The following is a 14,974-nucleotide window of genomic DNA, read 5'->3' on the forward strand; positions in this document are numbered from 1 at the left end:
CTCTCCCTTTCGTTTATGCCTTTTCATTCTAATACTTTTTTAATAAATAGACAACCTTTTTATGCTGACAACCAATGGCAAAAACTAAGCCCCACAGCAGGCCCCCGGGGAGCGGCGGAGGATGCTGTGGGGCTTTTTATACGGACTATTGCCATGAAAATTGTCTAGGCAAAAGATAAGACATATAGGTCTGGGGCTGCCTGTCTATCTGTATTATAATATAACGTTTTTGAGGATTTCGTCGTTTACTGCACATTGTCAGTAAATGCGGGTGCTTGTCTGAGCCCGAAGGGCGAGTTGCACAGGAGCATTTACGAATCAGACATGTGCAGTGAACAGAAACCGCAGAAAGTTATTTATAATGCAGATAGACAGGCAGCCCCAGACCGTCAGGATGAATCGGTGGTGCCCGCCAAAAAATAAAAGAGACAGTCAACGCACGACTGCCTCTTTTGGAGAAGGTATTTTGTTACTTATGGGGTGTAGCCAAAACTATATAATGTATTGGGGGGTTACAAGTATTATTATATACAAATGCTTCTAAAAGTCTGCCCAAACATTTTTTTATTTTAAAAATTTTATTGTGCAAAACAGAGAGCGGCATTTTTTGAAATTATTCAAAAAACGCCGTTTTTGTGCAACATGTACAATTTTTTATTGGTTTTCAATCAATTTGTTCGTGTTACTATTGTCTATATTGTTGAAGGCTCTGCGTTTGCAGTAGAGTTTGCATTTGGAACATCATCAAACAATGCTTCAAACTCAGCCCGGTCGATTCTCTCTTTCTCAAGGAGAAGCGCTGCACATTTATGAAGGATGTCTTCATGTGCTTCAAGGATTGCTCTGGCATCTGCGTAACATTCATCGATGATGCGCTTAACTTCCTTATCGATCGCTCCGGCAACCTTCTCACTGTAATTCTTCGCGTGACCAAGATCACGTCCAAGGAACACTTCTTCCTGATCATCGCTTTCATAATTAATCAGTCCAAGCTTCTCAGACATACCATACTTGGTAACCATTGCTCTGGCATACTGGCTTGCCTGTTTGATATCCTGCGAAGCACCTGTTGTGATATCCTCAAGGATCAGTTCTTCCGCGATACGTCCACCAAGGCTTACCTTGATATCCTCTAACATCTTTGCCTTTGTCATGAATACGTTGTCATTTTCAGGAAGCGGCATCGTATATCCACCTGCACCGGTTCCGGTCGGGATGATAGATACGGTATAAACCGGTCCCACATGAGGAAGCAAATGGAACAGGATCGCATGACCGGATTCATGATAAGCGGTGATTCTGCGCTCACTCTCCGGTACCAGACGACTCTTCTTCTCTCCACCGATCCCTACTTTGATAAATGATTTATCTACATCTTCTTTTACAATATAAGCACGGTTATCCTTCGCTGCACAAATCGCAGCTTCGTTCATCAGGTTCTCCAAATCAGCACCTGCAAAACCTGCCGTTGTTCTTGCAATATCATTCAGATTTACATCTTCTGCAAGTGGCTTATTCTTTGTATGAACCTTCAGAATCTCTTCTCTGCCCTTGACATCCGGACGGTTTACGAATACCTTACGGTCAAAACGGCCAGGTCTTAAGATCGCATGGTCAAGAATATCCACACGGTTGGTTGCTGCAAGAACGATAATTCCTTCATTTACACCAAAACCATCCATCTCAACAAGTAACTGGTTCAAGGTCTGCTCTCTCTCATCATGTCCACCGCCAAGTCCGGTACCACGCTGTCTTGCAACAGCATCGATCTCATCGATGAAAATAATACATGGCGCATTCTTCTTTGCTTCGTCAAACAGATCTCTTACACGAGAAGCACCGACACCGACAAACATTTCCACGAAATCAGATCCCGAAATGCTGAAGAACGGTACCCCGGCTTCACCTGCAACCGCCTTTGCCATCAATGTCTTACCGGTTCCCGGAGGTCCTACTAACAGAACACCCTTAGGGATTCTGGCTCCAACCTTTACGAATCTTCCCGGATTCTTAAGGAAGCTGACGATCTCTTCCAGATCTTCTTTCTCCTCATCCAGCCCTGCTACATCTTTAAATGTAACCGTCTTTCCGATATCTTCATTCTTCTTGGCACGGCTCTTTCCGAAATTCATCATCTGTCCGCCGGATCCACCACCCTGGATTCGTCCGATCATGAATGTCATGATAATGACCATAATGATCATAATGATCAGATATGGGATCCACATGCCAAGCATGCTTTCCTTCTGCACATCATACAGATTATACTTTGCCAGTTTTACCTGATCCTCTGCAGAAGCTGTCGCATTCTTCTTATCAACTGCTGCTTCATAGTCATTATAGATCTTAATAATCTCATTAACATCTGCCGCATAGAATGTAAGCTGTTTTCCGGAAACAAACTCCACATCTACGGTTGCTGTCGGCACATTTGTATTCTGTGTAATATCTACCGTTGCGATGTTTCCCGCGTTCAGATCTGCCGAAAATTCCGTATAGCTGTAATTGGTCGCAACATTACTGCTGCCACCCAGCCATTTGTTGATCAGCAGGAATCCGACAATAAGGATGATCGCATAGATCACAACAGCACTTCTTGCTCTCTTCTTATTCATTGTCTACTCCTTCATCTTGGTCTGTCTTTTTATATAAACAGTCTGATATCTACTGTTCAATCACTCCGATATATGGAAGGTTCCTATACTTCTGTGCACAATCAAGTCCATATCCTACTACAAAACGATCCGGGATCGTAAATCCTGTCATATATAATTCAACCGGAATCACACGTCTCTCCGGCTTATCAAGCAGAGTTATTACCTGCATGCTCGCCGGCTTTCTGTTATTTAATAATTTGATCAGATACGACAGCGTTCTTCCTGAATCGAGAATATCTTCAACTACGATCACATCTTTTCCTTCTATTGATTCGTCCAGATCCTTATTCAGCTTCACAATTCCTGATGATTTCGTATCATCTCCATAACTGCTGACTGACATAAAATCCATGGTTACAGGAACCGTAATCTTCTTCGCCAGCTCACACATGAAGAATACACTTCCTTTTAATATTCCGATCAGATGAACGGTCTTTCCTGCATATGCTTTATCAATAGCTGCTGCCATCTCTGAGATTCTGTTATCTACTTCAGTTTCAGATATCATGACTTTAATCTGCTCTTTCATCTTCATTTTCTCCTTCTGGTATATATTCTAAACATATTACTCTTTTTGTATCAGGCCGTACCTTGTACTTCTCACTCAACCGGACGCCTACTGCCCAGATGATGTCATGTCCGGAAGCTACAAGCGGTATCTGCAAACGCTCTGCCACCGGTATCTTGCAGGATGAAAATAACCGGTTTATCTTCTTCGTTGAGCCGTCTGATGCGATCACCATATAGTCATTTTCCATATATTTCCTGATAGTAATGCCATTCTGTATTCTATCATAATCTGCAAACTTCGTATACTCTTTTTTTGTTAAATCTAAATGAACAGATTTCTCAAATATTTCAATCTTCATCCTTCCCATTCCGGGCAGGATATATTCACCTGCACCTTTTATAACTATCTCCTGCCAGTCGGCATCGCGTGCATCCTCTGCTGTCTTCTCAAAACACAGGTATCCATAATTCTGATATACCATTCCACCATGCGGAAGCATGATCCGGCTTCCCGCAGCTGCCTGATACAGCTTCTTCACTTCTCTTACATGGTTCTGACCGACATCCTTTCTTCCGCCGCTGACTCTGCCAATCAATTCTAAGATCACAAGATCCTCGATCAGTTCATCCTGTTCCCGTAGCTTCCTGATTTCCAATACATATGCATCTGTTTTTCCGGTCTGTTTCCGTATCTCCATATGTTCATCCAGAAAATATCCTACCTGCTTCGTCACATAGGTATCATACATAGCCGCATAGGCTGCTGCCTGACTGATATGTGCCGCTGCCTGTGTGTTTATCTCATTAAGTGCCGGAATCACCTGATTACGGATCTTATTTCTGGCATAATCATTTTCCAGATTTGTGGAATCCGTACAATACTGTATCTCCTGCTGTTCCAGATAAGCCTCAATCTCCTGTCTGGTACATGAAAGTAACGGACGCACGATCCGGTCCCGCTTTACCGGTATTCCTGCCATTCCGGCGATCCCGGTTCCCCTTACCATATTGAGCAGTACTGTCTCTGCTACATCATTTTTGTTATGAGCAACTGCCACCTTATAATCAGTGATGCCATACTTGTCCGCTGCCCGGGCAAATGCCTCATACCGGGCATTTCTTCCCGCTTCTTCCTCCGTCAGCTTCTGTTCCTTTGCAAGCTGCGGCACATCGATATGGTAACAGTCACATGGTATTCCAAGCTTCTTACAATACTCTGCCACATAAGATTCATCTGCATCTGCCTCTGTTCCGCGGATCATATGGTTAACATGGACAGCATACAGCTTGAGATCCATTTTCTTCCGAAGTCCTGCCAGAACCGTCAGCAGACAGATGGAATCCGCTCCGCCGGACACACCAACGATGCAGGCATCTCCTGTTTCAAGTAAATTCTGTTCTTTTATAAATTGATAAATCTGTTCTTCTAATGTATTTTCTGTCATCTGTTTTACACACCTGTCCGTCTTCTATGATTCGGATATTCGATCATCTATATTCATTACCTGTATCTTTGTATGCATATTGTATATACGTTTCTTTAAAATCCTGCATCCACCGATATATGCAGCTTCGTTATTTTACATCTGTCATATACATTTCTTCGTTATCTTAATACAAGCCTGCTATAAATTTCAAGTAACAAACCGGAAAGTTTATGCTATTTCCAATTTTGCCACGATCACCGTCACATCATCCTCCAGTCTGCCTTCACAACGCAGAAGCACCTGTGAAATGATATACTCCAGCGTTTCCTTGCAGTCCTCCGTATCCAGATTCTCCAGGATCTCACGCATATCCTCTTCATCCCCAAATGCTCCATCACTCACCATCACCAGTCGATCCTCCGGTTCCAGCTCCTGATGGATCACATCACATTCTGCCTCCGGCAGAACTCCGATTGGAAGTGACGCCCCACAAAGAACCTCGATTCCCTCTGAATGTATAATATATGTCGGTGCTGCCCCCTGCTTATACTGTGTCAGCTCCCCGTTGTACAGGTCTACGATTCCCATATCAAAGGTTGTAAAACACCGTCCGCTGTTTTTTTCGGAAATGCAATTATTGGAAAATGCAATTCCATAAGAAGGATCAAAGCCAGCATCCAGCAGTTCTTCCATCGTGTCAATCATCAACGTACTCTCGCAGGATGCAAGGCTTCCGCTTCCCATCCCATCCGAGATCATCATTACAAGTCTGCCATCCTCATGCTCCTTCACCGAAAAATTGTCTCCCGATACATTGGAACCATATTTCTTGATCCTTCTGACAAAATAACTGCAGCGATACCTCGCACATTCCTCAAATGTGATCACACGGTCATTTTCAGATATGATCGCTGAAGTATCCTCGGATGCCCGGATTGGCTTATCAAAAACCTCTGAAAGAATGTCTGCTGCATCCTTTGACAACATGATTTTCTGATTCTTTGTTCTGGCTGTTATATAATATTGTACATGATCCATTTCATTCTTCATCGAAGAAAGGTGCGTCATGATCACCCCCTGTTCCAGAAAGCGCGTCCGCAACTGTTCCTCCCGGTTAAACGGAACCGGTTCTGCCGTTTCCAGATTATCGGAAAATCTTCCGATCATATCTCCGATCTCACCCAGATCTACCTTGGCAGCCGCCGGGCCACATCCGGCAAGCGTATATTCGATCCGTTTAAATGCCCCGGATAATTCCCGTATTTTCTCTGCCGTTATCCGGTTGATCTCCGTTGCTGTCTGAAAATTATACTGCGACTGGATCCAGCCATCCCTGACGGTAAGCATCCATTTTGGTGTCGCTGCAAATAACAGCACTGCACTGCCAGCACTTTTTATCCCCTCAGGTGTCAGAAAATATGGATCGTAAGTAAGTCCGATCAATATACATGCAAGCAGCACTGACACAATAGTGCCTGTTTTCTTCTTATCCGACAGTGCTCTGCCCGCAAGCACCAGGATCGCACAGATAAAAAAACTTCCGACAAATTCTGCTTGTCCGCTTTTGATCGCTGTGATCAGACCACATACACCCGTTACCGCCATTCCATATCCGGCTCCAAACCGATGCAACGTATACCAGGACAGATACAGACCGGTCATCAGCAGCCAGGTAACAACTCCTCCTATTTTATATGGCATTCCCCATATACATACTGTAACTACTATCAGTATTCCAAGCAATTCTTCATTATAATGATCCCGTTCCCTCTTATGCAGCAGGATAACCTCCAGACCTTTGCGGAATGCAGGAATCAATCCTGTCGAGATCACCGCCTCGCAGCCGGCAGCCGGCAGGGCATTCTGCACCGGTTCGACCATCAGACCACAGACCGTACTGATTCCAAAGACAAGTATGGCACATATGCCAGCCAGAATCCACCGGATATTGGTTCCATATGATTGTTTCACACCTTTTCGTTTTGTCTTTTTTCCACTTCTGTCTGTGTGTTCGGACAGGTTTCTCCGAACTCCCTCCGTCAGGTTCAGACCGACCAGAACACCGATCAGTATCAAACTATATTTTAACAGAAAATATGTAACCGGAAGCTGCTGTTCCCCCATTACATACGGTCCCATCTGAAAAACGTTTCCTGCATTCCAACCGCCGATCCCATACATAACTGCTCCGCCAAAGAGCATAGCTGCAAACAACCCAAACGTACTTTGTCTGATGCTGTAAACCGCTGCCAGCATCGGAACCATAAACGGATGCATTCCAACAACCGCAGAATGGCCACACAGAAAGCCCAGCAGATACAACAAAACCCGATTCACCTTTTTTTCTTTCATATATATGTCCTCCCTTTTTGCCTTAAGTGTCAGACATTATACGGAGACTGAACGTAAAAAAAAAGCGAAAGCTGAAAACAGCTATCACTTTTCTTTGACTCTTTTTTATATTTCTTTCTTAATTCTGTGTTTATTCTTCAGGGCGAATCACTATTTCGTCAGGATATACCAGCCCAAGCTGATTTCTTGCAACATCCTCAACGTATTTCTTCGTCTTCATATAGTCTTCTTTTTCTTCTAGTTTCTTATGCTCGTTCTGTGCATCTTCAATCTGGGCAGTAATCTCTGCTGCCTGTACCTGCAACTCTGCTTTCTTCTCCCTTAACTGAATCGACTTCACCAACACGACAACAACCAGTAAAAGAAGAGTGATCAGAATAATAGCGGTACTGATCTTCGATTGTTTTCTTCCGGTATTGCTTCTACCCATGGTCCATTTCCCCTGTTTCCTGCTTCTTTTCGAACAGACCTGTTCTGCTATAAAAACAGTTCTTTCGAAGTGTATTGACATAATTTTACCTTCTCGAACAAATTATGTCAACAAGCATTTTTGCCTTTAAAATCACTTTTCTCAACCCCATTTTTATCCCATACAATATGTAGTCCAGCAGTCTAGAAACAACCCAATTTATAGTAGCAAAATACACCCCGGCTCCCGAAAAAAATCCTAAAAAAATATACAGCCGAATCTCTCCGCTATTATAATAAAACATCACCAGAATAACCATTGCACATAATGCAAGCCAAAACGTCAGATCAAAAATACCGATCCAGACGTCATGCATCTTTATCGCTTTTTTCAAAGCATAAAAACAACTTATCAGAAAACCAATGATTACGCCGCATAGCACACATACGGCAAACGCGGTTGACTGTTGTTCCATCATTTCCGTCATTATTTAAACAACCTCTTAAGCGAAAATGTTCTGTCCTCTTTATCTGTCATATAACAAATACAGTCAACCTTTCCATTCATGTCAAGAACGCCCTTGTCAATATCCAGATTCGTCATATGCATATCTTTTCCGGTCAGCTTCATCTTTCCGGCCTTTGTGAGAAGATATACCAGATCCGGTTCAAACGAGATTACCTTTTCCACTCCGGTTATCTTTGCTTCCTTTCTGGCATCCATGATCAGTTTATGTCCATCGGAATTTCCTGTGCTCTGTACCTTCTCCATGTATTCCCCTTTTCCAAAAAGCCTTCAGAAGCTTTCTTAAGTCTGTTAGAACAGTATATGAAGCTTATACCTGCAGTAGAACCTGTTCTCAATCCCATATCTCAACAAACAATTCTTCCAGCTTGCCGATATTGATCAGTTTTGACTGATTTTTATTTTTTGTTCTTTACTATCTCTTAGCCATAAATTTATATTCATTCGTATTTGTAAGAGTATAATTCCCCACATTTGCCACATACTAATTCTAAAGCTAAAACCTAGCAAAAAAGGATGTATTTTTTATTACAAAAAACATTCTTACAAAATATGGGTATTGGAGGAAAAATAAGTATGAGACCCACAGGAATTGTCAGACGTATCGACGATCTGGGCAGGATCGTTGTTCCGAAAGAGATCCGGCGTGTGCTTCGGATCCGGGAAGGTGATCCCCTTGAGATCTTTACCGGAAAAGACGGCGAAGTTATCATAAAAAAATATTCCCCGCTCGGCGAGCTCGGAACCTTTGCACAGCAATATGTAGATTCCATTTCACAGATCCTCGGCTGTCCGGTATGCGTCACTGACCGCGATCAGATCATTGCAGTAGCCGGCATGCCAAAGAAAGAGTTGGTCGGCAAATCCATCCACAAGGATCTGGAGGATGTCATCAATGACCGGGAAGCTATAATTGCCCGCCGCGGTGATACAAAATATGTCAACATCACTTCCGATGACACTGACTATGCCGGACAGGTGATCCAGACGATCATCTGTGAAGGTGACGCGATCGGAGCGGTCATTGTATTGAGCAAAGATGACAAAATGCGTTTCGGGGAAACTGAACAGAAAACCGCGATCATTGCTGCTAATTTTCTCGGAAAACAGATGGAGAACTAATTCTATGTCATTTGCCTTGAGAAATGGCGAAAAATCAAGGTTTTTCAAGGCAAAATGGCGTTCTAACCTTGACAAATACTGGCATTTTAGGTATAAATATACATGTTGGGGCGTGACTTACGCCAGGAGTTATCCGGTTTAGCTCACCAGGATAATATATTATGAGTATTTTAGGAGGATTTTTTCGATGAACAAGACTGAATTAGTTGCTGCTATAGCAGAAAAGACAGAATTATCAAAGAAAGATGCTGAGAAGGCTTTAAAGGCTTTTACAGACGTTGTAGCTGAAGAATTAAAGAAGGGTGAGAAGGTTCAGTTAGTTGGTTTCGGTACATTCGAAGTTGCTGAAAGAGAAGCAAGAGAAGGTAGAAACCCAAGAACAGGCGAAACAATGACAATCGCTGCTTCTAAGTCTCCAAAATTCAAAGCTGGTAAGGCTTTAAAGGATTCACTTAACTAGTTTTTTATAGAACGAATCAAGTACTTAAGGGATGCTGCATCGTATAAATCAGCATCCCTTTTGCTTTTCTGTTTTCCAGAATAATCGGACTGCAGTCTTGTATGATATGATTATTTGCCGGAATAACCCGACTGTCTTCTGGCAATACTTCTGATAGATGCAAAAAACAGCGTACTGCCGGTTGTCCCTGCATACCTGTTATATGTATCAATTCATTAAATAAGCAGGAGGCAATAACTATGGTCTTAAAAGAAAAGGAAAAACAGGCGATCAAGGATCTTCAGACACTGGAACAGGCCTGCATTGACAAATACGACAAATATGCAGCCCAGGCAAAGGATCCTGTGTTACAGGAATTATTTACCACGCTGAAGGGAAATGAACAGAAGCACTATGACAGTCTGGAGCAGGTTCTGACTGGAACCGTACCAAGCTGCAACTGCAATGACAGTGATGGCAGAGACTACGACCCAAAAGCTACCTACAGTCAGCTCGGACAGTCTCAGGATAAGAAGGATGATGCCTTTCTTGCAACAGACTGTATCACCAGCGAAAAGCTCGCATCCTCTGAATATAACAGTGATGTATTCATATTTGGTGACAGTGCGATCCGTAAGCTTCTAGCTGACATCCAGGTCGAAGAGCAGAATCACGCCGAAATGCTCTTCAAATACAAAACAGTAAATGGAATGGCATAAGCCTTCCAACAAAATACTCTTACGACTATATGGAACACTATCATTTAAAATACAAAAGGAGATATACAAATGAGATTAGACAAATATTTAAAGGTTTCACGACTGATCAAAAGAAGAACCATCGCAAATGAAGCCTGCGACGCCGGACGTGTTATGATAAACGACAAGGTTGCCAAGGCATCCACTGATGTGAAGGTCGGCGACGTTATCGAGATCGGCTTCGGCAACAAGACCGTCAAAGTCGAGGTAACGATGATTGCCGACTCCACTAAAAAAGAGGATGCCAAAGAAATGTTCCGGTATTTGTAAGACTTTATATCTGTATGAAAGGCAAAAATAGGTGGACGCTCTCTAACAGCCTGACTATATATTGACATTAGCGAAAATTTCGTAATTAGATGCACATTGCCAGTAAATACGGGTGCCTGTTTGAGTCCGAAAGACGAGTTGGCACAGGAGTATTTACGAATCAGGCATGTGCAGCGAATAGAAATTATGCGAGTCAATTATAGTCAGGCTGTTAGAGAGCGTCCACCTGTTTTGTCTGTTATAACTATTTAGTTTGAGGTCTTGATTTCAAGTTCCGGCATGGTGGAGGCAACCTTGGTGTTTGCAGGGATGGACTTCGTCACGAAGGTATTTCCCGCCACTACGGAATTTGCACCAATAATGGTCTCGCCACCAAGAATGGTTGTATTCGCATAGATAACTACATTGTCTTCTATGGTTGGGTGACGTTTGACACCGGACAACTGCTGGCCCTTTCTGGTCGACAGCGCACCAAGGGTAACCCCCTGATAGATTTTTACATTATTTCCAATATCGGTTGTTTCACCGATAACGATTCCGGTTCCATGGTCAATAAAGAAATATTCACCAATATTGGCACCCGGATTGATATCGATTCCTGTTTCACCATGTGCATATTCTGTCATGATCCTTGGAATAAACGGTACCTTCATCTGATAGAGCACATGTGCATATCGGTATACAAATATCGCAAATAACCCCGGATAGGAGAATATGATCTCTTCACGGCTGTTTGCAGCCGGATCTCCGTTATATTCCGCTTCTACGTCTTTGCAAAGAAGTGCCTGAACCTCCGGTATGCAACGGATAAAGCCCAGAGCTTTCTCCTGCGCTTCCTCTGTGATCTCCTGATAGCTCTTAGCATCATTTTTATAACTCAATGCCACCTTGATCTGACGGAATAATTTATCATATATCAATGACAGCTTATGTCCTGCAAAATACTCCTTATTGGCATATGCCATATTCTCTCTCCCGAAGAAACCCGGAAATGTTACTTTCCGTAATTCATCCACAAAATCAATGATCTCATCCTTCTGTGGAAGTCGTTCTCCGAGTGACAGATCAAATAATTTCTGATCCGAATAATTCTTATTTAACGCCTCAGCCATTTCTGCAACGACTGCTTTTACATCATTTTCAAATTCCATTCCAGTCTTACTCCATTTCGTTTCCTAATATCAATATATGCAGCGTAATATCATATGTCCTATAAAACATCATCCATCTCTAACTGCATATAGCATTAGTATAACATCTCAATAGAAAATGTAAATAATAGTTTTTTCATTACACTTCAACAGAAAATACAAATACTGTTTTTTCGGTTTCTTGCTATTTTCTGTCATAATCATATCCTGGATGAACCCTGTTCTTACTCTTCAGTTTAGTTATGATCAGAGCAAGCGTCTGCATTTTAACCGGCTTCTCAACCTGACCGGACATACCTGTTATAGCTGCCATCCGCATAGCCTCTGGTGTTGCGTGATAAGTCATTGCCAGAATCGGTATCGTTTTTGCCTGCGGATGATCCATCAGCCGGATTCTTCTGGCTGCCTGATAGCCATCCATATCCGGCATATCAGCGTCCATCAATATATACTGGAACTTTTCATGCTTTGAACGTTTAAACATCTTCAATGCCTGCTCTCCGCTCTTTGCTATGGTACATTCCGCTCCTCTTTTGGTCAATGCCTCCTGCAAAAGCAGTCCTTCCATATCATTATCATCGACCAGCAGAAAACGTTCGCCTACGAATGCGACCCTTGGAAGTGCTTCACGGATCTGTCTTTCTTTTTCCCGTTCTTCCTCCGCCGCTCTTTCAGCCGCTTCCTCTTCGGTTTCTTCTTCCAAAGCCCCTTCCTGTGCTAACCGGTACTCCCGGACGGTTTCCTCCATCACTGCATTCATACGCCGCAACTGTACATTATTTTCCCGGTGCATATCAGCCGTCTGTCGCTCATATTCATACCAGGTCCTCATATGGATCGCTCCGACCGTACCTACTGCCAGCACTAACATGATACATGCAATGATCACAACCGTAACCATCCATGAACGTGACACCTTCTTCTGATAATCCGTCAATACACTCTGTACCACTGCACACGGCGCCTGAAATACGAGAAAGAACTCCGTTCCTTCTAATGGCTGGTAATAGAAATATTCTGCATTTTTTCCTTTATATAGGGTAACACAATTCTGTCTGCCTTCGCTGAAATCCTCTGTGATCTGTGCATATTGTTCCTCTCCGATCACCGACTCATCCAGATAGTGATCAAGGATATTATAATTGCGCACAATACCCTCGTTATTATCCAGATCCGCATATGTTACCATGCTGTCTGCATTTGTCACATAGAGTTTTGCCTGTCCCCCGTATGCGGAATCAATAAACAGATCATTTACCCTATTTGTATTATAAATAAACGCTATGACTTCATATTCATTTTCATTTACATAGAACGCTTCATATTTTTTTGCTACAACAAATATTTCTTCTCCGTTTCTCCAGGTACAATATTGGACAGACTGACCGCCAACATCAAACAGAGTGCCCTTTGTATCACCCAAATCCAATGTCCCTGTTTTGCCATCATCACAGATATATTTTCCGGTATGATCAACGAATACGATATCCCGTACAGAATCATTCTCCATAGCTATAAAATAATCTTCATAATCTGCCAGTACAACAGACCTCGTTTTGCCATCAAACAGATAGTTCTCAAGACGTTCTGTTTCTTCATACATTGAATTAATCTGCATTTGATAGGAATGTTCTACCTGTTCCATCATTGCTGCGATCGTATTCTTACTGGATATATCAACATATTGTTCAAATTTGGAAAATACATTCCCACCCCAGATAATAAGCGCTATCAGAATAGCACTAAATAGAAATAATAGAAATGCAACTTTTTTATCCCGTTGCGTTCTGACATATGTTATCTTACTCATACGTTTATAGTCTCACCTTCGAGACCGTCCCCCCTTTTTCTTTTTTCCGTTTTTCGAAAGACCTTATCTGATTTTCTTCCATCAAGATCTCTCTAGCATTGCAATTACTATAACCGATATTTCGACATTGTGCAACTATTTCTTTTTTCAGTTAGAATTCATTCGCTATATTTCGACATAAATAACAGGAAAAAGCACCCTGATATGCATTTCTGCATACCAGAGTGCCTGACCTTTACTTGTTGTTTTTATAGATTCTTTTTATTTACGATCTGCACGATCATTTTTCTTTTTTACAACAATCACTGTTACAACTCCTGCTGCACTGAGCATAAACAGGATTACAAGTGGCATAAGTGGAGCATCATCGCCGGTTTTTGGTGTATCCGGTGGAGTGGAAGGTTTGTCTTCCGTTGTCGTGATCTCCGTAGTGTCTTCTGTCTCAGTTGTATCTTCTGTTTCAGTTGTGACCTCTGTTGTATCTTCCGTCGTGGTTGTAATCTCTGTTGTATCTTCCGTCGTGGTTGTAATCTCTGTTGTATCTTCCGTCGTGGTTGTAATCTCTGTTGTATCTTCCGTTGTAGTTGTAACTTCTGTCGTATTCTCTGTTGTAGTTGTCTTATCATATGTATCGACAAATGCAACATTTACTGTTTCATCTACAACTACTGTTGCTTCTGCTGACTTACCATCCTTCTGAGGCCTGTTCCTACTACGTATTTGATGCTGCTTGTTTCATATCCATCAATATCATACTGTATTTCTTCAATGGTATAAGTTCCAGCCGGCTTATCCAGTTCTAATGTATATTTCTTTGTCGATACATCATACTGGAAATCAGTCAGTGCATATGTCTCGGAATTACCTGCTTCGTCTGTAATCTTGAACTTGATCACATTTTCAGCTTCTGCCTTATCGACATCACCAACAACGGTCTTTGTTAATACAAGTTTACCCTTTGTGCTGGTTCTTGTATTTGTAATTGTAATCTCACCTGTTGCAGGATCTGTTGTTATGCTGTCGGTATATTCCTTAGGTACATTTACTTCCTTGACCGTATACTGGATTAATCCGTTTGCATCATATTTCGGAAGATTATCCCAAGTCTTTGTCCAACCATTGCTTTCATCAAGCTGTACCGGAATTCCTGATATAGTTGTTCCGGCATAAAGCTGTACCGTTACAAATCCAGGTCTCTTATTGGCCTTGTTGTTATTATCGTTCCATGCTTTCTTAACAGTTACGGATGTAGTCAGATATGTATATGTATTTGTTACGGTTGCATTGACAACTGTATCCTTTGTTACATTTACATCACCTTCGCCACTGACTGTCAGATCATAATTCGTAATTGCTGTTCCGGTTGGAGCTTCGCTTACGTTGTATGTGCCTACCGGGATGTCATTGATTGTTACGCTTCCGTTTGCCGGTACGCTGATTCCTGTCTTGGTTGCGCTTATGCTTCCATCTGCAAGAACATATTCACCACTTGCGTTTGTTACATAAATTGTAAAGTTCTTACCTGCTGCTCCAAAGTCATATCC

15 protein-coding genes are annotated in these 14,974 nt (G+C 42.3%); 5 read left to right on the forward strand and 10 right to left on the reverse strand.

The genetic code is table 11. The features are described 5' to 3' along the window. Nucleotides 1-692 precede the first annotated feature (692 nt). The 7 genes from ftsH to DW959_RS03195 all read right to left on the reverse strand — a co-directional run bounded on the left by ftsH (nt 693) and on the right by DW959_RS03195 (nt 8,126). A complete protein-coding gene (ftsH, locus tag DW959_RS03165; protein WP_118615366.1) occupies nt 693-2,615 on the reverse strand; it encodes an ATP-dependent zinc metalloprotease FtsH in 1,923 nt (640 codons plus the stop codon). Nucleotides 2,616-2,664: 49 nt separating this feature from the next. Next, entirely contained in the window at nt 2,665-3,186 is a 522-nt protein-coding gene (hpt, locus tag DW959_RS03170; protein WP_117808150.1) for a hypoxanthine phosphoribosyltransferase, read from the reverse strand. After that, complete coding sequence (gene tilS / locus DW959_RS03175; RefSeq protein WP_118615368.1) at nt 3,170-4,612, reverse strand: tRNA lysidine(34) synthetase TilS; 1,443 nt, start codon at nt 4,610-4,612, stop codon at nt 3,170-3,172. Before tilS ends, hpt begins: the two co-directional genes overlap by 17 nt. Before the next feature lie 210 nt (nt 4,613-4,822). Beyond that, nucleotides 4,823-6,946: a SpoIIE family protein phosphatase gene (locus DW959_RS03180; protein WP_117808148.1), complete on the reverse strand. Its 2,124-nt coding sequence runs from the start codon at nt 6,944-6,946 to the stop codon at nt 4,823-4,825. 130 nt (nt 6,947-7,076) lie between these two features. Continuing rightward, nucleotides 7,077-7,376 (reverse strand): septum formation initiator family protein, encoded by a 300-nt coding sequence (locus tag DW959_RS03185; RefSeq protein WP_117808147.1) that lies wholly within the window; start codon nt 7,374-7,376, stop codon nt 7,077-7,079. Nucleotides 7,377-7,461: 85 nt separating this feature from the next. Next, nucleotides 7,462-7,842 (reverse strand): spore cortex biosynthesis protein YabQ, encoded by a 381-nt coding sequence (gene yabQ, locus DW959_RS03190; RefSeq protein ID WP_117822302.1) that lies wholly within the window; start codon nt 7,840-7,842, stop codon nt 7,462-7,464. Next, nucleotides 7,842-8,126 carry a YabP/YqfC family sporulation protein gene (locus DW959_RS03195; RefSeq protein ID WP_117785865.1) on the reverse strand — a complete coding sequence of 95 codons (285 nt, stop codon included), beginning with the start codon at nt 8,124-8,126 and terminating at the stop codon, nt 7,842-7,844. Before DW959_RS03195 ends, yabQ begins: the two co-directional genes overlap by 1 nt. 330 nt (nt 8,127-8,456) lie before the next feature. On the opposite strand from DW959_RS03195, the gene spoVT reads away from it, so the two are divergent. The 4 genes from spoVT (at nt 8,457) to DW959_RS03215 (ending at nt 10,469) form a co-directional block, all read left to right on the forward strand. Continuing rightward, on the forward strand, nt 8,457-9,002 hold the full coding sequence (spoVT, locus tag DW959_RS03200) for a stage V sporulation protein T (protein ID WP_117822303.1): 546 nt from the start codon (nt 8,457-8,459) through the stop codon (nt 9,000-9,002). Nucleotides 9,003-9,189: 187 nt separating this feature from the next. Further along, nucleotides 9,190-9,462 carry an HU family DNA-binding protein gene (locus DW959_RS03205; RefSeq protein ID WP_117808144.1) on the forward strand — a complete coding sequence of 91 codons (273 nt, stop codon included), beginning with the start codon at nt 9,190-9,192 and terminating at the stop codon, nt 9,460-9,462. Between the two features lie 239 nt (nt 9,463-9,701). After that, the gene (locus DW959_RS03210; RefSeq protein WP_117808143.1) at nt 9,702-10,160 is read left to right on the forward strand and encodes a ferritin-like domain-containing protein; all 459 of its coding nucleotides are present in this window, start codon (nt 9,702-9,704) and stop codon (nt 10,158-10,160) included. Nucleotides 10,161-10,229: 69 nt separating this feature from the next. Continuing rightward, nucleotides 10,230-10,469, forward strand: a complete 240-nt coding sequence (locus DW959_RS03215) for an RNA-binding S4 domain-containing protein (RefSeq protein WP_008402549.1) — start codon at nt 10,230-10,232, stop codon at nt 10,467-10,469. Nucleotides 10,470-10,717: 248 nt separating this feature from the next. Here the strand turns inward: DW959_RS03215 and epsC are convergent, their stop codons facing one another. Beyond that, nucleotides 10,718-11,620 carry a serine O-acetyltransferase EpsC gene (epsC, locus tag DW959_RS03220; protein WP_021943530.1) on the reverse strand — a complete coding sequence of 301 codons (903 nt, stop codon included), beginning with the start codon at nt 11,618-11,620 and terminating at the stop codon, nt 10,718-10,720. Nucleotides 11,621-11,804: 184 nt separating this feature from the next. Beyond that, nucleotides 11,805-13,430, reverse strand: coding sequence for a response regulator (locus tag DW959_RS03225; RefSeq protein WP_117822305.1), 1,626 nt, complete (start codon nt 13,428-13,430; stop codon nt 11,805-11,807). 394 nt (nt 13,431-13,824) lie between these two features. Between DW959_RS03225 and DW959_RS14095 the strand changes: the two genes are divergently transcribed. Then, nucleotides 13,825-14,130 (forward strand): hypothetical protein, encoded by a 306-nt coding sequence (locus DW959_RS14095; RefSeq protein WP_182430051.1) that lies wholly within the window; start codon nt 13,825-13,827, stop codon nt 14,128-14,130. Here the strand turns inward: DW959_RS14095 and DW959_RS03235 are convergent. Further along, on the reverse strand, nt 14,096-14,974 hold an 879-nt coding region (locus tag DW959_RS03235), incomplete at its 5' end, for a Cna B-type domain-containing protein (protein WP_118615370.1). The two genes, DW959_RS14095 and DW959_RS03235, sit on opposite strands and share 35 nt — an antisense overlap.

It is taken from the genome of Clostridium sp. AM46-21 (assembly GCF_003480025.1).
Lineage (GTDB): Bacteria > Bacillota > Clostridia > Lachnospirales > Lachnospiraceae > Coprococcus > Coprococcus ammoniilyticus.